Here is a 24,267-nt window from a genome sequence, read left to right on the forward strand (position 1 = left end):
CCGGACGGTAGCCGCTTGACGCGGCGTCCTACGGGTCGGTTTGTGTGATGGAACTACAGATGTCGACCTGTGGGACTACTCGCCCCGGGTCTTCTTGATGATTTCCTCGGCAACGTTCCGCGGAACCTCGGCATAGCTGTCGAACTGCATCGAGTACACCGCGCGACCCTGGGTCTTGGACCGCAGGTCGCCGACGTACCCGAACATCTCGGAGAGAGGAACCTGGGCGCGAATGACCTTCACACCCGTGGCGTCCTCCATGGACTGGATCATGCCGCGGCGCGAGTTGATGTCGCCGATGACGTCACCCATGTACTCCTCAGGAGTACGGACCTCGACGGCCATGACCGGCTCCAGGAGAACCGGGTCGGCCTTGCGGACCGCTTCCTTGAGGATCATCGAGCCCGCGATCTTGAACGCCATCTCCGAGGAGTCGACGTCGTGCGCGGCACCGTCGAGCAGGATCGCCTTGACGCCGACGAGCGGGAAGCCCGCCAGCACGCCGAGCTGCATCGCGCTCTGGATCCCGGCGTCGATCGACGGGATGTACTCGCGCGGGATGCGGCCACCGGTGACCTTGTTCGAGAACTCGTAGATCTCGCCGCCGGCGGTGTCGAGCGGCTCGAAGGTCATCTGCACCTTCGCGTACTGGCCCGAACCACCGGTCTGCTTCTTGTGCGTGTAGTCGATCTTGACGACCTCGCGACGGATCGTCTCGCGGTACGCGACCTGCGGCTTGCCGACGTTGGCCTCGACCTTGAACTCGCGGCGCATGCGGTCCACGAGGATGTCGAGGTGGAGCTCGCCCATGCCGCCGATGACGGTCTGGCCGGTCTCCTCGTCGTGCTTGACGCGGAAGGTCGGGTCCTCCTCGGCCAGCTTCTGGATGGCCACGGAGAGCTTCTCCTGGTCACCCTTCGTCTTCGGCTCGATGGCGACGTCGATGACCGGCTCGGGGAACGTCATGGACTCCAGCACGACCGGGTTGGCCGGGTCGCACAGGGTGTCGCCCGTGGTGACGTCCTTGAGACCGATGAAGGCGTAGATGTGGCCGGCGGTGGCGTCGTCGACCGGGTTCTCCTTGTTGGAGTGCATCTGGAAGAGCTTCCCGATGCGCTCCTTCTTGTTCTTGGTCGAGTTGAGGACCTGAGCGCCCTGCGCGACCTTGCCCGAGTAGACCCGGACGTACGTCAGCTTGCCGAAGAACGGGTGCGTCGCGACCTTGAACGCCAGGGCCGAGAACGGCTCCGTGGCGTCGGGGTGACGCTCGACGATGACCTCGGGGTCCTTCATGTCGTGGCCCTCGACTGCCGGGACGTCCAAGGGCGTCGGCAGGTAGTCGATGACGGCGTCGAGCATGGGCTGGACGCCCTTGTTCTTGAACGCCGAGCCACACAGGATCGGGTACGCGAGCGACTTGACGGTGAGGTGGCGGATGCCGGCCTTGATCTCCGCGACCGTCAGCTCCTCGCCGCCGAGGAACTTCTCGAGCAGCTCGTCGTCGGTCTCGGCGACGGCCTCGAGGAGCTCGGCGCGGTACTGCTCCGCCTTCTCGACCATGTCGGCCGGGATGTCCTCGACCTCGTACTTCTCGCCGAGGGCGGTCTCGCCGCGCCAGACGAGGGCACGCATGGTGACCAGGTCGACGACGCCGATGAAGTCGTTCTCGGAGCCGATGGGCAGCTGGATGACCAGCGGCTTGGCCTTGAGCCGGTCGATGATCGTCTTCACCGTGAAGTAGAAGTCGGCGCCGAGCTTGTCCATCTTGTTGACGAAGCAGATGCGCGGGACGTCGTACTTGTCGGCCTGGCGCCAGACGGTCTCGGACTGGGGCTCGACGCCCTCCTTGCCGTCGAAGACGGCAACGGCACCGTCGAGGACGCGCAGCGAGCGCTCCACCTCGACCGTGAAGTCCACGTGACCCGGGGTGTCGATGATGTTGATCTGGTTGTCGTGCCAGTAGCAGGTCGTCGCGGCGGACGTGATCGTGATGCCGCGCTCCTGCTCCTGCTCCATCCAGTCCATCGTCGACGCACCGTCGTGCGTCTCACCGATCTTGTAGTTGACCCCGGTGTAGAACAGGATCCGCTCGGTGGTCGTCGTCTTGCCGGCATCGATGTGAGCCATGATGCCGATGTTGCGGACCTTCGTGAGGTCCGTCAGCACATCCAGTGCCACGTGAGTTGCCCCTTACAGGTTGGCTTGGGTGGCGCCACCGGCCCGGTCCGGGGATCGGACCGGCGGCGCAGCGCCCGAGGGTGCCGGGATTACCAGCGGTAGTGCGCGAAGGCCTTGTTGGACTCGGCCATCTTGTGCATGTCCTCACGACGCTTCACCGCGGCACCGAGGCCGTTGGACGCGTCGAGGATCTCGTTCATGAGGCGCTCGGTCATCGTCTTCTCGCGACGAGCGCGCGAGTAGTCCGTGAGCCAGCGCAGCGCGAGGGTGGTCTGGCGGACCGGACGCACCTCGACGGGCACCTGGTACGTGGCGCCACCGACGCGGCGCGAACGCACCTCGAGCGACGGGCGGACGTTGTCCAGGGCGCGCTTGAGCACGACGACCGGGTCGCCCTGCGTCTTGTCACGAACACCCTCGAGGGCGCCGTAGACGATGTGCTCCGCGACGGACTTCTTGCCGTCGAGCAGGATCTTGTTGATCAGCTGCGTGACGACGGGCGACCCGTAGACCGGGTCGGAGATCAGCGGCCGCTTGGGGGCCGGACCCTTGCGAGGCATCAGCCCACCTTCTTCGCGCCGTAGCGGCTACGCGCCTGCTTGCGGTTCTTGACGCCCTGCGTGTCGAGCGCGCCACGGACGATCTTGTAACGGACACCCGGGAGGTCCTTCACGCGGCCGCCGCGCACGAGCACGATCGAGTGCTCCTGCAGGTTGTGGCCGACACCGGGGATGTACGCGGTGACCTCGACCTGGCTCGAGAGACGAACGCGCGCGACCTTGCGGAGGGCGGAGTTCGGCTTCTTCGGGGTCGTGGTGTAGACGCGGGTGCACACACCGCGTCGCTGGGGGGAGCCCTTGAGGGCAGGCGTCTTCGACTTGTTCGTCTTCGCCTGCCGGCCCTTGCGGACCAGCTGCTGGATCGTAGGCACTACGTCTCCGTCTGTTGGATGATCTCTGGTCGACCGGACCCGTCACCCAGGACGGCCGGCATGGTCGAGGTTCGCCGTCCGTCGCACGGCTACCTCAGGTCTTTCGTCTCGCACCGACCCCCGCGCTCGGGCGTGTCGCCCCGGTCTTCCGCACCGCACCCCGCAAGAACATTCCTTGCCGGAGTGACGACGCGATGGAGTGGGGGAACCACCCGCTGCTCCCCGTCACCGCTCGGGCCCAGCAGGGCGAACGAGCGGCGCACCGGGTGCATGCGCGAGAGCCCGACGGCGCGGGCACGGTGTCCTACGTTACCTGGCGGCCGGAAGGGCGTCAAAACGGCAGCCCAGGCGTACGCGGAACGGTGGTAGAACACCGCGCGGCCCCGGAATCATCCACGGGCTGCGGTACAACGGACCACATGGAGGTCCTGCGCTACGCGGCGTTCACGACCGAGCCGTCCGGCGGCAACCCGGCCGGTGTCGTTCTCGACGCGACGGGCATGACGGCCGACGAGATGCAGCGGGTCGCGGCCGACGTCGGGTACTCCGAGACCGCGTTCCTGACACCCACCGGCGCGCCCGGTGCGTTCGACGTGCGGTACTTCAGCCCGCTCGCCGAGGTGCCGTTCTGCGGGCACGCGACGATCGCGTCCGGCGTCGCGCTCGCCGAGCACGGGACCTGGGGCCCGCTCCGGTTCGCGACCGCGGCCGGTCGCGTACCCGTCGGGACGGATGTCGGCGAGGGCGGTCGGATCGTGGCGACGCTGGTCAGCGTGGCTCCGCGGACCGAACCGCTCGCGCCCGACGACCTGACCGAGCTGCTCGCGTCGCTCGGCTGGGACGTCGACGACCTGGATCCCGCGCTGCCGCCCCGGGTGGCCTACGCCGGTGCGTGGCACCCGGTGCTGGCGGTGCACCGACGGTCACGGCTCGCGCGCCTCGACTACGCCTTCGACCGGCTCGGGGTGCTCATGGCCGCGCGGGGGTGGACGACGATCGCCCTGGTGCACCGCGAGAACGAGACCGTGTTCCACGCCCGCAACCCGTTCCCGCCCGGCGGGGTGGTGGAGGACCCGGCCACCGGCGCCGCGGCCGCCGCGCTCGGCGGCTACCTGCGCGAGCTCGCCCTGGTGACTCCCCCGGTCATGCTGACCGTGCACCAGGGCGACGACCTCGGCCGGCCCGGCCTGCTGCGGGTGGACGTCCCCCGCGACCCCGCCACCGGGATCTCGGTCTCGGGCACCGCCGCCCGGATGACGCCCGAGGGGGCCCACCGCGAACGGTGAGCCCCCTCGGGGGTCGTGCTGAGAAGACTCGATCAGCGGTAGTCGCCGAAGTCGATGTCCTCGAGCGGGATCGCCTCGCCGGAGCCGAGGCCCAGGGCGGGGAAGTCGATCTCGTCGTAGCCGAAGGTCGGGTACAGCTCGGCCTTGGCCTCCTCGGTGGGCTCGACCGCGATGTTGCCGTAGCGGGGCAGACCCGTTCCGGCCGGGATGAGCTTGCCGAGGATGACGTTCTCCTTGAGGCCGAGCAGCGGGTCGGAACGACCCGACATCGCGGCCTCGGTGAGCACCCGGGTGGTCTCCTGGAAGGAGGCCGCCGACAGCCACGAGTCCGTCGCGAGCGACGCCTTCGTGATGCCCATGAGCTCGGGACGACCGGAGGCCGGCTGGCCGCCCTCGGACACCGCAGCGCGGTTCGCGTCCTCGAAGCGCCCACGCTCGGCGAGCTCGCCGGGCAGCAGGTCGGTGGTACCCGAGTCGAGGACCGTCACGCGACGCAGCATCTGCCGCACGATGACCTCGATGTGCTTGTCGTGGATGTCCACACCCTGGGAGGAGTAGACGACCTGGACCTCGTCGACGAGGTGCTTCTGCGTGGCACGCGGGCCGAGGATGCGCAGGACCTTCTTCGGGTCGACCGCACCCTGGACCAGCTGGGTACCGACGGAGACGTGGTCGCCGTCCGAGACCAGCAGGCGCGAACGCTTGGTGATCGGGTAGGCGATCTCCTCGGAGCCGTCGTCCGGCGTGAGCACGAGGCGACGCGAACGGTCCCCGTCCTCGACCGCGATGCGACCGGAGAACTCCGCGATGGGCGCCTCACCCTTGGGGGTGCGGGCCTCGAAGAGCTCCTGGACGCGGGGCAGACCCTGCGTGATGTCGTCGGCCGAGGCCACGCCACCGGTGTGGAAGGTACGCATGGTCAGCTGCGTGCCGGGCTCACCGATCGACTGGGCCGCGATGATGCCGACGGCCTCGCCGATGTCGACGAGCTTGCCGGTGGCCAGCGAACGGCCGTAGCAGCGCGCGCAGGTGCCGACGCGGGACTCGCAGGTGAGGACCGAGCGGATCTTGAGCGTGTCGACGCCCGCCTCCAGGAGGCGGTCGAGCAGCACGTCGCCGACGTCGTCACCGGCGTGACCGATGACCTCGCCGTCCACCTCGATGTCGCTCGCCAGGGTGCGCGAGTAGACGCTCGTCTCCACCTTGTCGTGACGACGCAGCGGGCTGCCCGCACCGGCCGACGGGACACCGATCGGCATGGTCAGACCACGCTCGGTGCCACAGTCGTCCTCGCGGACGATGACGTCCTGGGAGACGTCCACCAGACGACGGGTCAGGTAGCCCGAGTCGGCGGTCCGCAGAGCGGTGTCCGCCAGACCCTTGCGGGCACCGTGCGTCGCGATGAAGTACTCGAGGACCGACAGCCCCTCGCGGTAGTTCGACTTGATCGGGCGAGGGATGATCTCGCCCTTCGGGTTCGCGACGAGGCCGCGCATACCGGCGATCTGGCGAACCTGCATCCAGTTACCACGGGCGCCCGAGCCGACCATCTTGTAGACGGTGTTCTGCTTCGGGAAGTTCTCCTGCATCGCCTTGGCGACCTTGTCCGTGGCCTGCGTCCAGATCTCGATGAGCTCCTGACGGCGCTCGTCGTCGGTGATCAGGCCCTTCTCGTACTGGCCCTGCACCTTCGCCGCGCGCAGCTCGTGCTCGTCGAGGATCGACTGCTTGATCGCCGGGGTCGCGACGTCCGAGATGGAGATCGTGACGCCCGACCGGGTGGCCCAGCGGAAGCCGGCCTCCTTGAGCGCGTCCAGCGAGGCAGCGACCTCGACCTTGGGGTACCGCTCGGCCAGGTCGTTGACGATGACCGAGAGGCGCTTCTTGTCGACGACGCCGTTCTCGTACGGGTAGTCCACGGGCAGCAGCTCGTTGAACAGCGCACGACCCAGGGTCGTCTCGAAGAGCAGCGCGTCGCCCTCGGTCCAGCCCTCGGGAGCCTGCTCCTCGGTGAGGACCAGGTCGTCGAAGCGGATCTTGATGACGGCGTTCAGGTCCAGGGAACCCTGGTCGAACGCCATGATCGCCTCGGAGACCGTGCTGAACGCGCGGCCGGCGCCGAGCGCCTCGTCCTTGTCGTTGGTCAGGTGGTACAGACCGATGATCATGTCCTGCGAGGGCATGGTCACCGGACGCCCGTCCGACGGCTTGAGGATGTTGTTGCTCGAGAGCATGAGGATGCGGGCCTCGGCCTGCGCCTCGGCGCTCAGGGGCAGGTGCACGGCCATCTGGTCACCGTCGAAGTCCGCGTTGAACGCGGCGCAGACGAGCGGGTGCAGGTGGATCGCCTTGCCCTCGACCAGCTGGGGCTCGAACGCCTGGATGCCCAGACGGTGCAGCGTGGGTGCACGGTTGAGCAGCACCGGGTGCTCGGTGATGACCTCTTCGAGGACATCCCAGACCACGGGGCGCGCGCGCTCGACCATGCGCTTGGCCGACTTGATGTTCTGCGCGTGGTTCAGGTCCACCAGGCGCTTCATGACGAACGGCTTGAACAGCTCGAGCGCCATCTGCTTGGGCAGGCCGCACTGGTGCAGCTTGAGCTGCGGGCCGACGACGATGACCGAACGGCCCGAGTAGTCGACGCGCTTGCCGAGCAGGTTCTGACGGAACCGACCCTGCTTGCCCTTGAGCATGTCCGAGATCGACTTGAGCGGGCGGTTGCCCGGACCGGTCACCGGACGGCCACGGCGGCCGTTGTCGAACAGCGAGTCGACGGCCTCCTGGAGCATCCGCTTCTCGTTGTTGACGATGATCTCGGGCGCGCCGAGGTCGAGCAGCCGCTTGAGGCGGTTGTTCCGGTTGATCACGCGGCGGTACAGGTCGTTCAGGTCCGAGGTGGCGAAGCGGCCACCGTCGAGCTGGACCATCGGACGCAGGTCCGGCGGGATGACCGGGACGGCGTCGAGCACCATGCCGGTGGGCGAGTTGCTCGTCGTGAGGAACGCGTTGACGACCTTCAGACGCTTGAGGGCACGCGTCTTGCGCTGGCCCTTGCCCGTCTTGATGATCTCGCGCAGCGAGTCGGACTCGGCCTCCAGGTCGAAGGCCTCGAGGCGCTTCTGGATCGCCGCGGCGCCCATCGAGCCCTCGAAGTAGTTGCCGAAGCGGTCCTGGAGCTGGCGGTACAGCATCTCGTCGCCCTCGAGGTCGGCGACCTTGAGGTTCTTGAAGCGGTCCCACACGTTGTCCAGGCGCTCGAGCTCGAGGTCGGCACGCTTGCGCAGCTGTGCCATCTCGCGCTCGGCCGAGTCGCGCACCTTGCGGCGGGCGTCGGCCTTGGCACCCTCGGCCTCGAGCTCGGCCAGGTCGGCCTCGAGCTTCGTGGCGCGGGTGTTGATCTCGTTGTCGCGGCGGTCCGAGATCTCCTTCTTCTCCAGGTCGATCCCGTTCTGGAGGTTGGGGAGGTCCTCGTGCCGACCGTCGACGTCGACCCAGGTGATCATGTACGCCGCGAAGTAGATGACCTTCTCCAGGTCCTTCGGGGCGAGGTCGAGCAGGTAGCCGAGTCGCGACGGCACACCCTTGAAGAACCAGATGTGCGTGACGGGCGCGGCGAGCTCGATGTGGCCCATGCGCTCACGACGGACCTTGGAGCGGGTCACCTCGACGCCGCAGCGCTCGCAGATGATGCCCTTGAAGCGCACGCGCTTGTACTTGCCGCAGTAGCACTCCCAGTCCCGGGTGGGACCGAAGATCTTCTCGCAGAACAGGCCATCCTTCTCCGGCTTCAGGGTCCGGTAGTTGATGGTCTCGGGCTTCTTGACCTCGCCGTGCGACCAGGCACGGATGTCGTCGGCAGTGGCAAGGCCGATACGCAGCTCGTCGAAGACGTTGACGTCGAGCAAGGGGGGTCCTACTTCCTTCGCTTGCCGGTGTTCACCGGCGGAACGGAAATGTTGCTAAGGGGTGCGGGCCCGCCGCCCACCCTCTCGGAAGGGCGGCAGGGCTCGACGTCAGATCTCTTCGACGCTGCTGGCGTTCGGGCGCCGCGACAGGTCGATGCCGAGCTCTTCCGCTGCGCGGTAGACCTCGTCGTCGTTCTCCTTCATGTCGATGGAGACGCCGTCCGAGGAGAGCACCTCCACGTTCAGGCAGAGCGACTGCATCTCCTTCAGGAGGACCTTGAAGGACTCCGGGATGCCCGAGTCGGGGATGTTCTCCCCCTTGACGATCGCCTCGTACACCTTGACGCGTCCGGGGACGTCGTCCGACTTGATGGTCAGGAGCTCCTGCAGCGTGTAGGCAGCGCCGTACGCCTCCAGGGCCCAGACCTCCATCTCGCCGAACCGCTGGCCACCGAACTGCGCCTTACCACCCAGCGGCTGCTGCGTGATCATCGAGTACGGGCCGGTGGAGCGAGCGTGGATCTTGTCGTCGACAAGGTGGTGCAGCTTGAGGATGTACATGTAGCCGACGGCCACCGGGTCCGGGAACGGCTCGCCGGAGCGGCCGTCGAACAGGCGGGCCTTGCCGTCGCCACCGACGGTGCGGACACCGTCGCGGTTGGGCAGCGTCGAGGACAGCAGACCGGTCAGGGTCGCCTCGGGCACACCGTCGAACACCGGGGTCGCGACCGGGTTGCCGGCCGGCGACTTCGCGGCGATCGCGGGGACGCCCTCACGCCAGGACAGGTCGTCGCCCTCGGCGATCTCGATGTCCCAGCCCTGCTTGGCCACCCAGCCGAGGTGCGTCTCGAGCACCTGGCCGACGTTCATGCGGCCGGGCACACCGAGCGGGTTCAGGACGACGTCGACCGCGGTCCCGTCCGCGAGGAACGGCATGTCCTCGACGGGCAGGATCTTGGAGATGACGCCCTTGTTGCCGTGACGGCCGGCGAGCTTGTCGCCGTCCGTGATCTTGCGGCGCTGCGCGATGTACACGCGGACCAGCTCGTTGACACCGGCGGGCAGCTCGTCGCCGTCCTCGCGGCTGAACGTGCGGACCTCGATGACCGTGCCGGACTCGCCGTGGGGCACCTTGAGCGACGTGTCGCGGACCTCGCGCGCCTTCTCACCGAAGATCGCGCGGAGCAGGCGCTCCTCGGGGGTCAGCTCGGTCTCGCCCTTGGGCGTGACCTTGCCGACGAGGATGTCGCCGGCCGCGACCTCGGCACCGATGCGGATGATCCCGCGCTCGTCGAGGTCCGCGAGGACCTCCTCGGAGACGTTGGGGATGTCCCGCGTGATCTCCTCCGGGCCGAGCTTGGTGTCGCGCGCGTCGACCTCGTGCTCCTCGATGTGGATCGAGGACAGGACGTCGTCCTGCACGAGGCGCTGCGACAGGATGATCGCGTCCTCGTAGTTGTGACCCTCCCAGGACATGAACGCCACCAGCAGGTTGCGGCCGAGCGCGAGCTCGCCCTCGTCCGTGGCGGGGCCGTCCGCGAGCACCGAGTTGACCTCGACGCGGGCGCCCGTGTCGACCAGCACGCGCTGGTTGTAGCTGGTGCCCTGGTTGGAGCGACGGAACTTGGCGACGCGGTGCGTCGACGTGGTCGCGTCGTCGTTCGCGATGACGATCAGGTCGGCGGACACCTCGGTGACCACACCCGGCTTCGTCGCGACGATGACGTCGCCCGCGTCGATGGCCGCACGCCGCTCCATGCCGGTGCCCACGAGCGGGGCCTCGGAACGGACCAGCGGCACGGCCTGGCGCTGCATGTTGGCACCCATCAGGGCGCGGTTGGCGTCGTCGTGCTCGAGGAACGGGATCAGGGCCGTGGCCACCGACACCATCTGGCGCGGGGAGACGTCCATGTAGTCGACGGCCTCGCCGGCGACGTACTCGATCTCGCCGCCCTTGACGCGGACCAGGACGCGGTCCTCCTCGAAGGCACCGTTGGCCTTGAGCGGGGCGTTCGCCTGAGCGATGACGTGGCGGTCCTCGTCGTCGGCCGTCAGGTAGTGGACGTCGTCCGAGACCTTGCCCTTGATGACCTTGCGGTACGGGGTCTCGACGAAGCCGAACGGGTTGATGCGCCCGTACGTGGCGAGCGAGCCGATGAGGCCGATGTTCGGGCCTTCCGGGGTCTCGATCGGGCACATGCGGCCGTAGTGCGACGGGTGGACGTCACGGACCTCCATGCCGGCGCGGTCACGGGACAGACCACCCGGGCCCAGCGCGGACAGACGACGCTTGTGCGTCAGGCCGGCGAGCGGGTTGTTCTGGTCCATGAACTGCGACAGCTGCGACGTGCCGAAGAACTCCTTGATCGACGCCACCACGGGGCGGATGTTGATCAGGGTCTGCGGCGTGATCGCCTCGACGTCCTGCGTCGTCATGCGCTCGCGCACGACGCGCTCCATCCGCGACAGGCCCGTGCGGACCTGGTTCTGGATGAGCTCGCCGACCGCGCGGATGCGACGGTTGCCGAAGTGGTCGATGTCGTCGGTCTCGACGCGCAGCTCGATGGCCTCGCCGGCGCGGCGGCCGGGCAGGGTCGGCAGGTCGATGTGCAGCGAGGCGAGGTACTTGATCGTCGCGACGATGTCGTCACGCGAGAGCACCGAGTCCGCCAGCGGGACGTCCTCGCCGAGCTTCTTGTTCAGCTTGTAGCGCCCGACCTTGGCGAGGTCGTAGCGCTTCGGGTTGAAGTAGAAGTTCTCGATGAGCGCGCGACCGGCCTCGACCGTGGGCGGCTCGCCCGGGCGGATCTTGCGGTAGAGGTCGAGCAGCGCCTCGTCCTGCGTCTGGACGTGGTCCTTGTCCAGCGTGTCGATGACGGCCGGGTACGCGGCGAACTCCTCGCGGATCTCGGCGTCCGACATGCCGAGGGCCTTGAGCAGCACGGTGGCGTTCTGCTTGCGCTTGCGGTCGACGCGCACGCCGACGTTGTCGCGCTTGTCGATCTCGAACTCGAGCCAGGCGCCGCGGCTCGGGATGACCTTGGCCGTGAGGATGTCCTTGTCGGACGTCTTGTCGGCCACGCGCTCGAAGTACACGCCGGGCGAACGGACGAGCTGCGAGACGACCACGCGCTCGGTGCCGTTGATGATGAAGGTGCCGCGCTCGGTCATGAGCGGGAAGTCGCCCATGAAGACCGTCTGGCTCTTGATCTCGCCGGTGGTGTAGTTGACGAACTCCGCCGTGACGAACAGCGGGGCGGCGAAGGTGAAGTCCTTCTCCTTGCACTCCTCGGCCGTGTACTTCGGCGGCTCGAAGCGGTGCTCGCGGAAGGAGAGCGACATGGAGCCGCCGAAGTCCTCGATCGGGGAGATCTCCTCGAAGATCTCCTCCAGACCGGCGGTCTCGGGGACGTCCTGGCGCCCGTTCTCGAGGGCCTTGGCCACTCGGGCCTGCCACTTCTCGTTGCCGAGGAGCCAGTCGAAGCTCTCGGTCTGCAGACCGAGGAGGTCGGGGACCTCGAGGGGCTCGTGGATCTTTGCGAAAGAGATACGACGGGATGCGGTGCGGTTCGCGATGGCGTCGGCGGTCGGAGCAGAAGGGGTGCGCGAGGCAGCCAAAAGAGGGGTCCTTCCCAGCGGATCGAGTGCACGCTGCGCTGGTCCCGGCTAGGCGCGACCCCCCGGCCGGCGGGCCTGCCACGACGTGTACGAACGACGTGGGTGGGCTCGGGTTATACGGGATCGCGGGCACAGGCCAGCGCAAAGCGCTAGCATACTCATCCGCGCGGGTAAAGTCCAACCCCTCCCCGCACTTCATCGACACCTCTGGTATCGGCAGTTACGGCCGACACCTTGAGGCGTCCGGTCCGTGCCGGCAAGCATCCGACGAACTTCGACGAACCCTCCGGCACGTGGCGACGACAGTGGCGCCGCGCACATGGTGGCACACCGGAGCGTGCCGACGAAAGTCCGTCGGTGCAGAGTCCACCCGGCGCGCATCCGTGGCACAGCAACGAGGCCCGCATCCGTGGGGATGCGGGCCTCGTCGGAACGACAGTCCAGTCAGGAGGACCGGGTAGAGCTCAGATCACTTGAGCGTGATCGTGGCGCCGGCGCCCTCGAGCTGCTCCTTGGCCTTCTCGGCGGCCTCCTTGGTGACGCCCTCCAGGACGGCCTTGGGGGCGGCGTCGACGACGTCCTTGGCCTCCTTGAGACCGAGGGACGTGAGGGCGCGCACCTCCTTGATGACCTGGATCTTCTTGTCGCCGGCAGCCTCGAGGATGACGTCGAAGGAGTCCTTCTCGTCCTCCTCCTCGACGGCCGCGGCGCCACCGGCGCCGGCGGGAGCAGCGGCAGCGGCGACCGGCGCGGCAGCGGTGACCTCGAAGGTCTCCTCGAACGCCTTCACGAACTCGGAGAGCTCGATGAGGGAGAGCTCCTTGAACGCGTCGATGAGCTCGGTGGTGGTGAGCTTCGCCATGATGGCGGTTCCTTCCGTTCGATGCCCGGCGGCCGTTGCGGCCTTACTCGGGCAGTGGGTATGTGAGCGCCTGGGCCGGATGGCTCAGGCAGCGACCTCGGCCGACTCTTCCAGCTTGAGCCGGAGGGCGTCGACGGTGCGTGCAGCCTGAGCAGCGGGGGCGGTGAACAGGTAGGCCGCCTGGAACAGCGACGCCTTGAACACGTTGGCCGCCTTGGCCAGCAGAACCTCACGGGACTCGAGGTCCGCGAGCTTGGTGACGTCCGCAGCGGTCAGGGGGCGCCCGTCGAGGACACCACCCTTGATGACCAGTGCCGGGTTCGCCTGGGCGAAGTCACGCAGTCCCTTGGCCGCCTCGACCGGGTCGCCGGAGACGAAGGCGATCGCCGACGGGCCCGCGAGCACGTCGTCGAGGCCCTCGAGGCCGGCATCCTTGGCCGCGATCGCGGTCAGCGTGTTCTTCACCACGGAGTACGTTGCGTTGCCGCTGAGCGCCTTGCGCAGCTTCTTGAGCTGAGCAACGGTGAGCCCGCGGTACTCGGTCAGCACAGCCGCGTTGGACTCGCGGAACAGGTCCGTGAGCTCTGCGACAGCGGCTGCCTTGTCCGGCCTCGCCATGGCAATCCTTCCGATGGTGGTGCCACCGGTCGTCACGCCCCACAAACGAAAGAGCCCCGCGCAGGCGCGGGGCTCGGCGTCAGGATCGGCTTGCGCACGACCCGTCCGGGAACACTCACCTGCGCTGGCCTCCGCGTGAGCGGGACTTCGGGCGACTGTCAGGCGCTCACTGCGTGGGCGCACGACGGTCGACGACCGGCGGTCTTTGGATGTGACCAGAGTACGTGACGCCTGCGTGACAGCCAAATCCGTCCCATCCGAGCCGGCCGGCGCTCCGAACTCCCCCGTGAACGATCCACCTCACCAGGGAGGCAGTACCCATGTCCCAGTCACCGAACCGCCTGATCGGCGCGATCTTCGGGATCGTCTACCTGCTCGTCGGCGTCGCCGGCTTCTTCGTCACCACCAACGTCGCGTTCGCCGCCACCGCGGGCAAGCCGCTCGTCGTGTTCGACGTCAACCCGCTGCACAACATCGTCCACCTGCTGGTGGGCGCTGCCCTGTTGATCGGCTCGTTCACCGTGCGCTCGGCGAAGGCCGTGAACGCGACCGTCGGCGGCGTCTACCTGCTGGTCGGGATCGTCGGCCTGTTCCTCGTCGGGTCGTCGGCGAACATCCTTGCCCTGAACGGCGCCGACAACGTGCTGCACTTCGCCTCCGCGATCCTGCTGCTCGGCGTGGGGCTGTCCGCCGACCGCTCCCCCGCGCCGGCGCGTGCCACCGCCGGCCGGACCCCGTGATGACCGCGCTGCCGCTGCCGTCCGAGAGCGCGCGGTCGTTCATCGGTCGAACCTGGTCCGCGTACGCCGCGCTCGGCGCCGGGCTCGTGCTCCTGGCGCTCGCCTCGGAGCACCTGGCCGGGCACCTCACGCTGGGCGTCGCGCTCGCGGCCCTCGGCATGGCCGAGCTGCTCTGGGCCGTGCTGGCCCTGCGGGGTCCGGCCCCGGCCCCGCGCACCGCGCTCGCGGTGCTTCTTGTCGGTGGCGGCGGTTGGCTGGGTGCGTCGGTGCTCGTCGACGGCGTGCTCTCCGGGGCAGACCTGGCGGCCGGCGCCCTGCAGCTCGTCGCGGCCGTGCTGCTGGCGGTCGCCCTGCGACCGGTCCTCGTCGTGACCGTCGTCGGGTCGCCCGAGCCCGTCGTCGAGACCTCTCCGGCCGGCAACGGCACGCGGCTCGCGGCCCTCACGCTCGGCTCGCTGCTGTTCGCCTCGATCACGGTGCCCGGCCTGGCCGCCACCGACGCCGGCGACCAGGCGCACATGCCTGGGATGCCGGCCATGTCGTCGATGCACCACTGAGCCTCAGGCGGCCCCGTGGGCGCTGAACGTGCACCAGTTGACGAACCCCTCGGGGCTCTCGTGGTCGATGCGGCCGCGGGCCGCGTGCAGGGCGCGCGCGAGCGTCAGTCCCTCGCGCAGCCCGCGGTGCAGCTCGAGCATCAGGTCGACGGGGGCCACGTCCGGGACGGCCGCGATGCTGGCGACGACACCCGCGGTGCCCTGCGCGAGCATCGCGCTGACGAACCCGAGCACCTCGTCGCCCAGGTACGCGACGTCCGCGCCCGAGTGGCACGACGCCAGCACGAGGCGGTGCGGCGCGACGCCCGCGCCGTGCAGCTCCTGGACCGTCACCGGCCCGTCGGCGAGCAGCAGCGAGGAGAACATCGGGTTGTCCGCACGCGGCGTGCCGTGGCAGGCGAGGTGGGCGAGGTCGGCGTCCGCGAGCGCGGCCACGACCGCTTCCGCCGTCCCGGATTCCGGCTCGAGGACCGTCGCGCCGGGGTGGAGGCCCGCGAGTGCGTCGACCTCTTCCCGTGCGCCTTCGAGGCCCGGGCCGGCGACCAGCACGGTGTCGCCCTGATCGCTTCTCGCGAGCGCCGCTCGGCGGGTGCGGACCCAGACGGTGGCTGACGGCGCCTGCGTCAACGGCCCGTCGTGCAGGCACGACCACGGCACAGCGTGCAGCAGCCCGACAGGCACGACGACGAGCTCGTCGTCCGCACCCACGCCGAGCGGGGCCACGAGGATCGAACGCAGCCGGGCGATGCGCAGGTCCGCGCCCGCACGTGCCGCTTCGGCAGCCTCCGGGCTGCGCGGGTTCGCCAGCCGCCGCAGGGCGAACAGCAGAGGGCGCAGCTCGTTCTGGACGTCGGCCGCGGCGCCGAGCTCGACCACCCGGGCCCGCCCCCGCCCGACGACGACGGCGACGAGCCGCCCTTCGTGGGTCCCGAGCTCGACGAGCGTGCGCCCGTCGAGCTCGCCACGCAGTGCGGTCAACCCGATCGGTCGCCTGTCGCTTGCGGGGTCGACGACGGGCTCGACCGCGCGGGCCCACTCCGCGGTACGGATCCGTCCGTCGCCCTCGTTCTCGGTCCTCGCGACCGAGCGACCCGCGTTCCCGACGTCCTGCTCGCGAGCGTCGGGCCGCTGAGCCAAGGTCTCGATCGTGCGCGGGAGCCTCGCGGAGAGCGCTGCCGCTCGCGTGCGTTCCATCCAGGCCAGCGTCTGCGCGGCGGAGCCGGTCTCGAGCAGGATGCCGAGCCCGATCTCGCCGAGCTCGGCTCCGTGACCGGAGGCCAGGGCGCGCAGCTCGATGGTGGGCAGGCTGGATCGGTGCACCGCCAGGTCACGCAGTCCCGCGCGGCACTGGACCAACGCAGACGCCGAGCTTCGTCTCGCCCGGTCCGCGAGCGCGGCGGCCAACCTCCCGCGCACCCGGACGAGGACCTGACCCTGTCGGCCGAGCTCGTACGCGCGATACAGCGTGGGCATCGCGTCACGGGGACGGTCGGCGTCGAGGGCGACCCGACCGGCGACCAGGTAGGCCTCGACGGCGCTGTGCAGATGCCCTGCACGCTCGAGGTTCGCCGCTGCCCGACGCGCCGCGCGCAGCTCGGTCACCCCGGCCGAGCCTGCGCGCAGGCGCGCCTCGACACCGATGACCACGGCCTTGTCGCGCCAGCCGGCGCGGTGCTGGCGCCTGGCCTCGCCTGCTGCGGCGTCGGCAAGGTCCCGGGCCGCCTCCAGCTCGCCCATGAGCAACGAGATGCGGGCGAGCCGGAGCTTGGCCTCGGTCGCCATGAGGGCGCTGCCCATCGCGACGAGCTCCACGACGGCGCGCTCGGCCGCGGACCTGGCCTCGGGCAGCAGCCGCAGGTCCACCATGGCGTCGGCGTACTCGTAGTAGTACTCACCGAGCGGCATGTCCGCGTCCGTCTGCACCTGCGCGGACCGCTCGAAGTCCAGCAGGCCCTCCGACAGGCGTCCGGCCCGAACTGCGATCCACGCGCGCGTCTGCAGGACAGGACCGAGGTAACCGGGCGCGTCGGCCGACATCGCGACCGCGGCGTCGGCCTGCTCGAGGGCCTCGTCGTAGGCACCGCGCTCAGCCAGCGCGAGCGCGAGGTTGTTGTGCACGAGCCTGCCGACGAACTCCGAGCTGACCCCACCCGCGAGCAGCGCCCGGTAGCGGGCCTCGGCCTCCGCCGGCATCCCCGCGTTCTGTGCCACGACGGCTCGCGACACGAGGATCCGATCGAGGAACCGGGCGCGCTCGTCCGTGTCGATGTCTGTTGCACGACTGATCGCGGCGAGCGCGGCATCGAGATCGCGCGCGGAGGCATTGACCCGGCCGAGCTCCTGGAGGACCGTCGCACGCGTGACGAGTGCGCCGGCAGCCACCGAGTGCAGCTCGTGCCGACGAGTCACACGCACGGCCTCGTTGAGCAACCGGCGCGCGCCCAGGTCGTCCAGCTGCATCCGGCGCGCCACCGCGAGCAGTCGCAGGCTCAGGCCCAGGATCTCGGGGTCCTTCCGCCGCCGTGCGGCGGCCACGGCGGCCGCGGCCTGGGCCTCGACGGACACCGGGTCGGCATCGGCGGCAGCAAGGAGCGAACGCACGTGTATCAGGAGGGCATCTCGGCTCTCTGACAGTGCGAGGGGATCATTGTGTGGGGTCGTCGGACCGGCTTCGACCCCGTTCGGGCACATCTTGCGCAGTCTAGGCGGAACGTGAAGGAGCAGACGTGAGTGTTTTCTCGGACGACCCCGCGACACCGGGGCGGCCATTCGGCACGGACTATGCCGCGCGGCAGGGCGCCGACGAGGTCGACTCGCGCGTGCGCCTGCACGTACGTCGCCAGGTCGACGAGCTCGTCCAGGGTCGCCTGGACCCGAGCGTGCGGCGGCAGATGAGCGGCACGATCCGCGGGCACTGGTCCACCAGGCGCGGCGTCGAGCTCGAGGTGCTGGAGACGAGCAACGGGCAGGAGACGCTGGTGGTCGGCGGCGAGCTGCTGGTCACCGCCCGGTCCTGGGCGGATCCCGCCATCCAGGGCTATCTCACGCGTCGCCGCCTGGAACGTGTCGAGGTCGGCTGCCCCGAGCTGGAGGATCGCCTCGTCCGGTTGCTCACCACGGGGACGGTGCGACCGGGTTACCTCGAGGACACCGTCGACGAGCTGCGTCGCCGCGGCGCTGCCGCCTCCCTGACCCACATCACGCCCCTGGCCGGGGTCCTGAAGCCGCACAGCGCCTCCGTTCCCACCATCGGCACGTTCGAGGACTACGGCACGCACCCGACCGGCGACGGCAGCGGCGCGAACGTCGCGGTCATCGACACCGGCATCGACGGCACCCTCCGGAGCGACGGCTGGTTGACGGGGATCGAGCGCCGCTCCGACGTCCCGGCAACTCATGCCGACGAGGCGAACGTCGACCCGCTCGACAACGATCCGGACGACGGCTTCCTCGACTTCTCGGCGGGGCACGGCACGTTCGTCAGCGGAGTCGTCGCGCAGGTCGCGCCCACCGCGGACATCGAGGTCTACCGGGCCCTGAGCACCGCGGGTGCGGGGAGCGAGATCGAGGTCGCGTGCGCCCTGATCCGCGCGGTTCGTGACGGCGCGGACGTGGTCAACCTCTCGCTCGGCGCCCAGACCCAGTACGACCAGCCCTCGCTCGCCCTCGCCGCGGCGCTCGACGTCGTGCGGGAGATCGAGATCGAACGGGCCCGTGAGGTGCTCGTCGTGGCCGCGGCCGGCAACTTCGGCGACACGACGCCGGTGTGGCCGGCGGCGTTCCGGCGGGTCGTCTCGGTCGCGTCGCTGACTGCCGACCTGCGGCCGAGCGCCTTCTCCAGCAGGGGGTCGTGGGTCGACTGCGCCGCGATCGGCGAGGGGATCCTGTCGCCGTTCGTGACGGGCGAGCAGTCGCCGGACTTCACGCCGGACCCGGAGTCCTTCCCCGAGAACGCCTTCGCCCGGTGGAGCGGCACGTCGTTCGCCGCGCCGCAGGTGGCGGGGGCTGTCGCGCGGCTCATGCACGAGCGCGGCCTCGGAGCCCGGGAGGCCTACGTCCAGCTGTTGGCCACGGGCACACCGCTGCCGGACTTCGGCCGGACCTTCAGCATCCTGCCGGGCGTGTAGCCATGCTGGGCACGCTGTGGCGGGCGCGTCATGATGGCATCCACGTCGAGAGACGAAAGGATGAACGCGTGGACACCGACGACCCCTACCGAACGTGGGACTCGCCGGCGCTGGTCGCGGGCGCGCTCGACGGCGACCAGCGCGCCTGGACCGAGATCGTGCGGCGCTACGCTCCCGCGGTCATCGCACGGGTGCGGCAGTTCCGGCTGACGCCGCACCAGGCGGAGGACGTCGCCCAGACGGTGTGGCTGAACCTGCTCGAGAACCTCGACAAGCTGCGCGACCCGCACGCCCTGCCCGGCTGGATCGCGACGACGGCGCGGCACGAGTGCATCCGCGTCACCAACCTCAACCGCCGCACGGTGCCGGTCGACCCGCAGGGCGGCCGTCTCGACGGCGCGGCGGAGTCCGACCTCGACCAGCAGATCCTGCTGGTCGAACGCGAACGCGCGCTGCGCGACGGGCTCGCCGAGCTCCCCACGCACCAGCGCGAGGTGCTGCTCATGCTCTCGGTGGACCCACCCCTGAGCTACGCCGAGATCGCCGAGAAGCTCGGCGTCCCCATCGGCTCGATCGGTCCCACCCGGGGTCGAGGCCTCGCGCGGCTGCGCGAGACGGCCGCGATCAAGAACTATGTGGCGGCCTGGACGGCCTCCACAGCTGGAGAAGGAGGCCGCGATGTCCTGGCACTCGGATGACCGCGCCCGCACGCCCTGGGCCGACGACGACGCACTGGGTTCGGACCTGGTGACCGCCGTCTCGGAGACGGACCTGTACGACCGCGTGCTCGCGAGCGCGGACCTGGCGTTCCGCGCGCACCGCGGGATGGTCGACGCACGCGCCGGCCTGGAGATGGACCTGATGCTGCTGGAGCTCGTGTACGACTCCGGGGCGATCGACGCACCCGTCGGCGTCCGCGACCGCTCCGGCGGATCGTCGAGGACGCTGGTGTTCGAGGGTGACGCGCTCGGCGTCGAGGTCGAGGTCGAGACCGCCTCGATCGAGGGTCAGCTGATCCCGCCGCGCCCGGGCCACGTGACCCTGCGGACCCCGTCGGGCGACATCGCGTCCGTCGACACCGACGACGTCGGGTACTTCCGGTTCGACGTCCGGCCCGACGGACCGCTCCGGCTGGAGTGCAGCAACGGCGAGGGCACCTGCGTCACGCAGTGGCTGCCCTACTGACCGCAGGCAAGACGAAAGGCCCGGTCCGTGCGGACCGGGCCTTTCGTCTGTCAGCAGCCAGCGTCAGGCCGCGTCGTCCTCGGAGGTGAGGTTCCGCGTCTTGTTCTGGTCGACCAGGATGCCGGGGCCGTTCGTGGTCGAGAACGTCGCCTTGGCGATGTAGCGGCCCTTCGAGGCGGACGGCTTCAGACGCAGGATCTCGTCGAGGGCCGCGGCGTAGTTCTCCACCAGCGCCACGTCGGAGAACGACGTCTTGCCGATGATGAAGCACAGGTTCGCGTGACGGTCCACGCGGAACTCGATCTTGCCGCCCTTGATGTCGGACACGGCCTTGGCCACGTCCATCGTCACGGTGCCGGTCTTCGGGTTCGGCATCAGACCACGCGGGCCCAGGACCTTGCCCAGTCGACCGACCTTGCCCATGAGGTCCGGCGTCGCGACGGCGGAGTCGAAGTCGGTGTACCCGGCCGCGACCTTGTCGATGAGCTCGTCGCCACCGACCTCGTCGGCGCCGGCGGCGCGGGCCTGCTCGGCACGCTCACCCGTCGCGAAGACGATGACGCGGGCCGTCTTGCCGGTGCCGTGGGGCAGGTTGACCGTGCCACGGACCATCTGGTCCGCCTTGCGCGGGTCCACACCGAGGCGGAAGGCGACCTCGACGGTCGCGTCGTACTTGGTGGTCGACGTCGCCTGCGCGAGCCGGACAGCCTCGAGGGGGCTGTAGAGCGTGCCCACCTCGATCTTCTCGGCGGCGTTGCGGTACGCCTTGCTGTGCTTGGCCATCTGCTTGGTTCTCCTTGTGAGCAGTCGTGGTCTGTCGGGCCGCACATGGCCCTGCCACTGGGGGTGTTACGGGTAGATCAGCCCTGGACCGTGATGCCCATCGAACGGGCGGTGCCCGCGATGATCTTCTCGGCCGCGGCCAGGTCGTTCGCGTTGAGGTCCTCGAGCTTGGTGCTCGCGATCTCGGTGATCTGCGCCTTGGTCAGCGAGGCGACCTTGACGGTGTGGGGCGTGGGCGAACCCTTGGCCACACCGGCGGCCTTCTTGATGAGCTCAGCGGCCGGCGGCGTCTTCGTGATGAAGGTGAACGAGCGGTCCTCGTACACCGTGATCTCCACGGGGATGACGTTGCCGCGCTGCGCCTCGGTGGCCGCGTTGTACGCCTTGCAGAACTCCATGATGTTGACGCCGTGCTGACCCAGCGCCGGACCGATCGGCGGCGCGGGGGTGGCGGCGCCGGCCTTGATCTGGAGCTTGATCAGGCCGGTGACCTTCTTCTTCGGGGGCATGCTGAACTTCCGATCTGTGTTGTGGGCCTACGCCGTGGGCGATGACCCGGTTGCAAACGCGAACAGGTCAGATCTTGGCGACCTGGCTGAACGACAGCTCGACCGGGGTCTCCCGGCCGAAGATGGAGACGAGCACCTTGAGCTTCTGGTTCTCGGCGCTGATCTCGGAGATCGTCGCCGGCAAGGTGTCGAACGGGCCGTCGGTCACGGTGACCGACTCGCCGATGGTGAAGTCGACCTTGATCGCTGCGGCGGCCTTGGCGGCGCTCGCGGCGGTGGTCGGGGTCTTGGGCTCGAGCGACGGCGCGAGCATCGAGAAGACCTCGTCGAGCGTCAGCGGCACGGGCTGGTGCGTGTGGCCGACGAAGCCGGTGACGCCCGGCGTGTGCCGGACGGCGCCCCAGGACTCGTCGGTCAGGTCCATGCGGACGAGCACGTACCCGGGGATGCGCACGCGCTTGACGACCTTGCGCTGCGCGTTCTTGATCTCCACGACCTCTTCCATGGGGACCTCCACCTGGTAGATGAAGTCCTCCATGTTCAGGCTCTGCCGACGGTTCTCCAGATTGGCCTTCACGCGGTTCTCGTAGCCGGCGTAGGAGTGGATGACGTACCAGTCACCGAACTGGCTGCGCAGCTGGGCCTTGAACGCGGCGACGGGGTCCTCGTCGACGTCGGGCTCGGCGTCTTCCTGGACCTCGGCGTCTTCCTCTGCCTCGGCGTCGGACTCGACGTCGTCAGCGGCGTCGCTCTGCGTGGCGTCGACAAGCTCGACACCCTCGGTGTCCCCGGCCGATGCCTCGACCGCCTCGACCGACGCGAGGGCGTCGTCGAGCTCAATCTCGGCGCCCGTCGTGGGCTCCTGCGACTCCTGCGACACGTGCGAACCTGCCTTCTTTAGCGAATGCGCCCCGGCGTGCCGGAGCGATGAGCGCCCGCCGGAGCGGGCGACTGCGGGGGTGGCGTCAGCCGAAGACCCAGAACGCGAGCTTCCCGACCCCGAGGTCGACCACGGTGACGAACGCCATGATCACGGCGACGAACACCAGCACGACGCTCGTGTAGGTGATCAGCTCCGACCGGGTGGGGCGGACGACCTTCTTGAGCTCGCCCTTGACCTGACGGAAGAACAAGGCGATCCGTGCGAACAGTCCGGGACGCTCCTTGCCCTTGCGGGCAGGCTTGGTCGACGGGCGCGCCGCCGAACCCTCGGCGTCGGACGCCGCAGCCGGTGCTGTCTCGCTCACGTCGGGCCCCTACGTCTCGTGGTGGTCGGGCTCCGTGTGGAACCCGACGATCGGACGGACCGACGCGTCGCGCCGGACCGACCGGCGGTCCTGCTCACTGCCCGACCCTCCGGGAGGACCCCGACGACCGGACACGTGCAGGGTAGACAGGGCTCGAACCTGCAACCTGCGGTTTTGGAGACCGCTGCGCTACCAATTGCGCCACTACCCTTCGGGGGCCTCGGCCCACCATCACGCGTCGTGCGCGCACCGACGGACACCTCCCGCAGGGGCGTCCGTGCAGGCTCCCGGATCCTTGCCGCGCCGCGCCTTCGCAGACGCACGCAGACTCGCCGGGGCACGGCTCATCATGGCGGATGTCAACCACCGGGGATCTACTCTACGCGACGGCGGCGGCTGGGTCGAACCCGCTCGTCGGGCGCCCGCAGCACCTGCCACGACACCGCCCGCACTGTGAAATGGCGTGGCAACGACGCACGTGACCTCTGCCACTATGGGATCCGTGAGCGAGCAGACGTCCTCCCCCCGTCCCCGCGTGTCCGCACGACTGGCCGCGATCGCCGAGTCGGCGACGCTCGCGGTCGATGCCAAGGCGAAGGCGCTCAAGGCCGCCGGTCGTCCGGTCATCGGCTTCGGCGCCGGAGAACCCGACTTCCCGACGCCCGGGTACATCGTCGACGCCGCGATCGCGGCCGCCAAGGACCCGGTCAACCACCGCTACACGCCGGCAGCCGGTCTGCCCGCGATGCGCGAGGCCGTCGCCGCCAAGACGCTGCGGGACTCGGGCTACGCGGTCAAGCCGTCGCAGGTGCTCGTCACCAACGGCGGCAAGCAGGCGGTGTACCAGGCGTTCGCGGCGATCGTCGACCCGGGCGACGAGGTCCTCCTTCCTGCGCCGTACTGGACCACCTACCCCGAGGCCATCCGGCTCGCCGGCGGTGTGCCGGTCGAGGTCTTCGCCGGCACGGACCAGGGCTACCTGGTCACCGTCGAGCAGCTCGAGGCGGCCCGCACCCCGAAGACCAAGGCGCTGCTGTTCTGCTCGCCGTCCAACCCCACCGGCGCGGTCTACTCCCCCGAGCAGACGATGGCGATCGGGCGGTGGGCGCTCGAGCACGGGATCTGGGTGATCACCGACGAGATCTACGAGCACCTGACCTACGACCACGCCGTGTTCACGCCCATCGTGCGCGTCGTGCCGGAGCTCGCCGACACGACGATCGTCCTGAACGGCGTCGCCAAGACCTACGCCATGACCGGTTGGCGCGTGGGCTGGATGATCGGCCCCGCCGACGTGATCTCCGCGGCGACCAACCTGCAGTCGCACCTGACCTCCAACGTGGCCAACGTGTCGCAGCGTGCGGCGATCGCCGCGCTGACCGACGACCTGGCCGCGGTGGAGGAGATGCGGTACGCCTTCGACCGGCGCCGCAAGCTCATCGTCAAGATGCTCAGCGACATCGACGGCTTCGAGGTGCCCGTGCCGCAGGGCGCGTTCTACGTGTACCCGTCGGTGCAGGGCGTGCTCGGCCGCACGATCCGCGGCGTCACGCCGACCACGTCGGCCGAGCTGGCCACCCTGATCCTCGAGGAGGCCGAGGTCGCGGTGGTGCCGGGCGAGGCGTTCGGGCCGTCCGGGTACCTGCGCCTGTCCTACGCGCTGGGCGACGACGACCTCGTCGAGGGCGTCCGCCGGATCCAGGCGCTGCTCGCCTAGC

19 protein-coding genes and 1 tRNA gene are annotated in these 24,267 nt (G+C 69.5%); 7 read left to right on the plus strand and 13 right to left on the minus strand.

What is annotated here, in order from left to right; all coding sequences use genetic code 11:
• Nucleotides 1–75 precede the first annotated feature (75 nt).
• From fusA to rpsL, 3 genes are all read right to left on the minus strand, one after another.
• Nucleotides 76–2,178: an elongation factor G gene (fusA, locus tag ACPPVS_RS14960; RefSeq protein ID WP_426593035.1), complete on the minus strand. Its 2,103-nt coding sequence runs from the start codon at nt 2,176–2,178 to the stop codon at nt 76–78.
• 89 nt (nt 2,179–2,267) lie between these two features.
• Nucleotides 2,268–2,738: a 30S ribosomal protein S7 gene (rpsG, locus tag ACPPVS_RS14965; protein WP_426593036.1), complete on the minus strand. Its 471-nt coding sequence runs from the start codon at nt 2,736–2,738 to the stop codon at nt 2,268–2,270.
• Complete coding sequence (gene rpsL / locus ACPPVS_RS14970; protein ID WP_013770160.1) at nt 2,738–3,109, minus strand: 30S ribosomal protein S12; 372 nt, start codon at nt 3,107–3,109, stop codon at nt 2,738–2,740. Before rpsL ends, rpsG begins: the two co-directional genes overlap by 1 nt.
• A 419-nt stretch (nt 3,110–3,528) precedes the next feature.
• Here rpsL and ACPPVS_RS14975 point away from each other — a divergent pair, with 419 nt between their 5' ends.
• The gene (locus ACPPVS_RS14975; protein WP_426593037.1) at nt 3,529–4,395 is read left to right on the plus strand and encodes a PhzF family phenazine biosynthesis protein; all 867 of its coding nucleotides are present in this window, start codon (nt 3,529–3,531) and stop codon (nt 4,393–4,395) included.
• Between the two features lie 32 nt (nt 4,396–4,427).
• On the opposite strand, the gene ACPPVS_RS14980 is transcribed toward ACPPVS_RS14975, so the two are convergent.
• From ACPPVS_RS14980 to rplJ, 4 genes are all read right to left on the minus strand, one after another.
• Entirely contained in the window at nt 4,428–8,303 is a 3,876-nt protein-coding gene (locus ACPPVS_RS14980; protein ID WP_426593038.1) for a DNA-directed RNA polymerase subunit beta', read from the minus strand.
• A gap of 108 nt (nt 8,304–8,411) precedes the next feature.
• Nucleotides 8,412–11,921, minus strand: coding sequence for a DNA-directed RNA polymerase subunit beta (gene rpoB, locus ACPPVS_RS14985; RefSeq protein WP_426593039.1), 3,510 nt, complete (start codon nt 11,919–11,921; stop codon nt 8,412–8,414).
• Nucleotides 11,922–12,390: 469 nt separating this feature from the next.
• A complete protein-coding gene (gene rplL / locus ACPPVS_RS14990; RefSeq protein WP_426593040.1) occupies nt 12,391–12,783 on the minus strand; it encodes a 50S ribosomal protein L7/L12 in 393 nt (130 codons plus the stop codon).
• 84 nt (nt 12,784–12,867) lie between these two features.
• Nucleotides 12,868–13,401: a 50S ribosomal protein L10 gene (gene rplJ / locus ACPPVS_RS14995; RefSeq protein ID WP_426593041.1), complete on the minus strand. Its 534-nt coding sequence runs from the start codon at nt 13,399–13,401 to the stop codon at nt 12,868–12,870.
• Nucleotides 13,402–13,721: 320 nt separating this feature from the next.
• On the opposite strand from rplJ, the gene ACPPVS_RS15000 reads away from it, so the two are divergent.
• On the plus strand, nt 13,722–14,141 hold the full coding sequence (locus ACPPVS_RS15000; protein ID WP_426593042.1) for a DUF4383 domain-containing protein: 420 nt from the start codon (nt 13,722–13,724) through the stop codon (nt 14,139–14,141).
• Nucleotides 14,141–14,698, plus strand: coding sequence for a hypothetical protein (locus ACPPVS_RS15005; protein ID WP_426593043.1), 558 nt, complete (start codon nt 14,141–14,143; stop codon nt 14,696–14,698). The genes ACPPVS_RS15000 and ACPPVS_RS15005 overlap by 1 nt, the downstream gene beginning before the upstream one ends.
• Before the next feature lie 3 nt (nt 14,699–14,701).
• Here the strand turns inward: ACPPVS_RS15005 and ACPPVS_RS15010 are convergent, their stop codons facing one another.
• Nucleotides 14,702–17,299, minus strand: coding sequence for a CHAT domain-containing protein (locus tag ACPPVS_RS15010; RefSeq protein WP_426593044.1), 2,598 nt, complete (start codon nt 17,297–17,299; stop codon nt 14,702–14,704).
• Nucleotides 17,300–17,424: 125 nt separating this feature from the next.
• Between ACPPVS_RS15010 and ACPPVS_RS15015 the strand changes: the two genes are divergently transcribed.
• From ACPPVS_RS15015 to ACPPVS_RS15025, 3 genes are all read left to right on the plus strand, one after another.
• Nucleotides 17,425–18,825, plus strand: coding sequence for a S8 family peptidase (locus ACPPVS_RS15015; protein ID WP_426593045.1), 1,401 nt, complete (start codon nt 17,425–17,427; stop codon nt 18,823–18,825).
• Nucleotides 18,826–18,893: 68 nt separating this feature from the next.
• Complete coding sequence (locus ACPPVS_RS15020) at nt 18,894–19,523, plus strand: RNA polymerase sigma factor (RefSeq protein WP_426593046.1); 630 nt, start codon at nt 18,894–18,896, stop codon at nt 19,521–19,523.
• Nucleotides 19,504–20,010, plus strand: a complete 507-nt coding sequence (locus tag ACPPVS_RS15025; RefSeq protein WP_426593047.1) for a hypothetical protein — start codon at nt 19,504–19,506, stop codon at nt 20,008–20,010. Before ACPPVS_RS15020 ends, ACPPVS_RS15025 begins: the two co-directional genes overlap by 20 nt.
• A gap of 63 nt (nt 20,011–20,073) precedes the next feature.
• Here ACPPVS_RS15025 and rplA read toward each other — a convergent pair whose 3' ends face one another.
• From rplA to ACPPVS_RS15050, 5 genes are all read right to left on the minus strand, one after another.
• A complete protein-coding gene (gene rplA / locus ACPPVS_RS15030) occupies nt 20,074–20,793 on the minus strand; it encodes a 50S ribosomal protein L1 (RefSeq protein ID WP_426593048.1) in 720 nt (239 codons plus the stop codon).
• A 77-nt stretch (nt 20,794–20,870) separates the two neighbouring features.
• Nucleotides 20,871–21,302, minus strand: a complete 432-nt coding sequence (rplK, locus tag ACPPVS_RS15035; RefSeq protein WP_028045082.1) for a 50S ribosomal protein L11 — start codon at nt 21,300–21,302, stop codon at nt 20,871–20,873.
• Nucleotides 21,303–21,369: 67 nt separating this feature from the next.
• Nucleotides 21,370–22,182, minus strand: coding sequence for a transcription termination/antitermination protein NusG (gene nusG, locus ACPPVS_RS15040; RefSeq protein ID WP_426593049.1), 813 nt, complete (start codon nt 22,180–22,182; stop codon nt 21,370–21,372).
• An 85-nt stretch (nt 22,183–22,267) separates the two neighbouring features.
• Entirely contained in the window at nt 22,268–22,549 is a 282-nt protein-coding gene (secE, locus tag ACPPVS_RS15045; RefSeq protein ID WP_426593050.1) for a preprotein translocase subunit SecE, read from the minus strand.
• Between the two features lie 138 nt (nt 22,550–22,687).
• Nucleotides 22,688–22,760: transfer RNA gene (locus ACPPVS_RS15050), tRNA-Trp, on the minus strand.
• A 282-nt stretch (nt 22,761–23,042) separates the two neighbouring features.
• Here ACPPVS_RS15050 and ACPPVS_RS15055 point away from each other — a divergent pair.
• Entirely contained in the window at nt 23,043–24,266 is a 1,224-nt protein-coding gene (locus tag ACPPVS_RS15055; RefSeq protein WP_426595991.1) for a pyridoxal phosphate-dependent aminotransferase, read from the plus strand.
• Nucleotide 24,267 lies beyond the last annotated feature (1 nt).

Origin of the sequence: Cellulomonas sp. McL0617 (genome assembly GCF_049994875.1) — a bacterium.
In the GTDB taxonomy this organism is placed as follows: Bacteria; Actinomycetota; Actinomycetes; order Actinomycetales; family Cellulomonadaceae; genus Cellulomonas.

Bases quoted from the DNA above. Each gene is read 5' to 3' on its own strand.
- rpsG (WP_426593036.1), bottom strand. From the start codon at position 2,738: ATGCCTCGCAAGGGTCCGGCCCCCAAGCGGCCGCTGATCTCCGACCCG.
- ACPPVS_RS14975 (WP_426593037.1), top strand. From the start codon at position 3,529: ATGGAGGTCCTGCGCTACGCGGCGTTCACGACCGAGCCGTCCGGCGGC.
- rplL (WP_426593040.1), bottom strand. From the start codon at position 12,783: ATGGCGAAGCTCACCACCACCGAGCTCATCGACGCGTTCAAGGAGCTC.
- rplJ (WP_426593041.1), bottom strand. From the start codon at position 13,401: ATGGCGAGGCCGGACAAGGCAGCCGCTGTCGCAGAGCTCACGGACCTG.
- ACPPVS_RS15000 (WP_426593042.1), top strand. From the start codon at position 13,722: ATGTCCCAGTCACCGAACCGCCTGATCGGCGCGATCTTCGGGATCGTC.
- ACPPVS_RS15005 (WP_426593043.1), top strand. From the start codon at position 14,141: ATGACCGCGCTGCCGCTGCCGTCCGAGAGCGCGCGGTCGTTCATCGGT.
- ACPPVS_RS15025 (WP_426593047.1), top strand. From the start codon at position 19,504: ATGTCCTGGCACTCGGATGACCGCGCCCGCACGCCCTGGGCCGACGAC.
- rplA (WP_426593048.1), bottom strand. From the start codon at position 20,793: ATGGCCAAGCACAGCAAGGCGTACCGCAACGCCGCCGAGAAGATCGAG.
- rplK (WP_028045082.1), bottom strand. From the start codon at position 21,302: ATGCCCCCGAAGAAGAAGGTCACCGGCCTGATCAAGCTCCAGATCAAG.
- ACPPVS_RS15055 (WP_426595991.1), top strand. From the start codon at position 23,043: ATGGGATCCGTGAGCGAGCAGACGTCCTCCCCCCGTCCCCGCGTGTCC.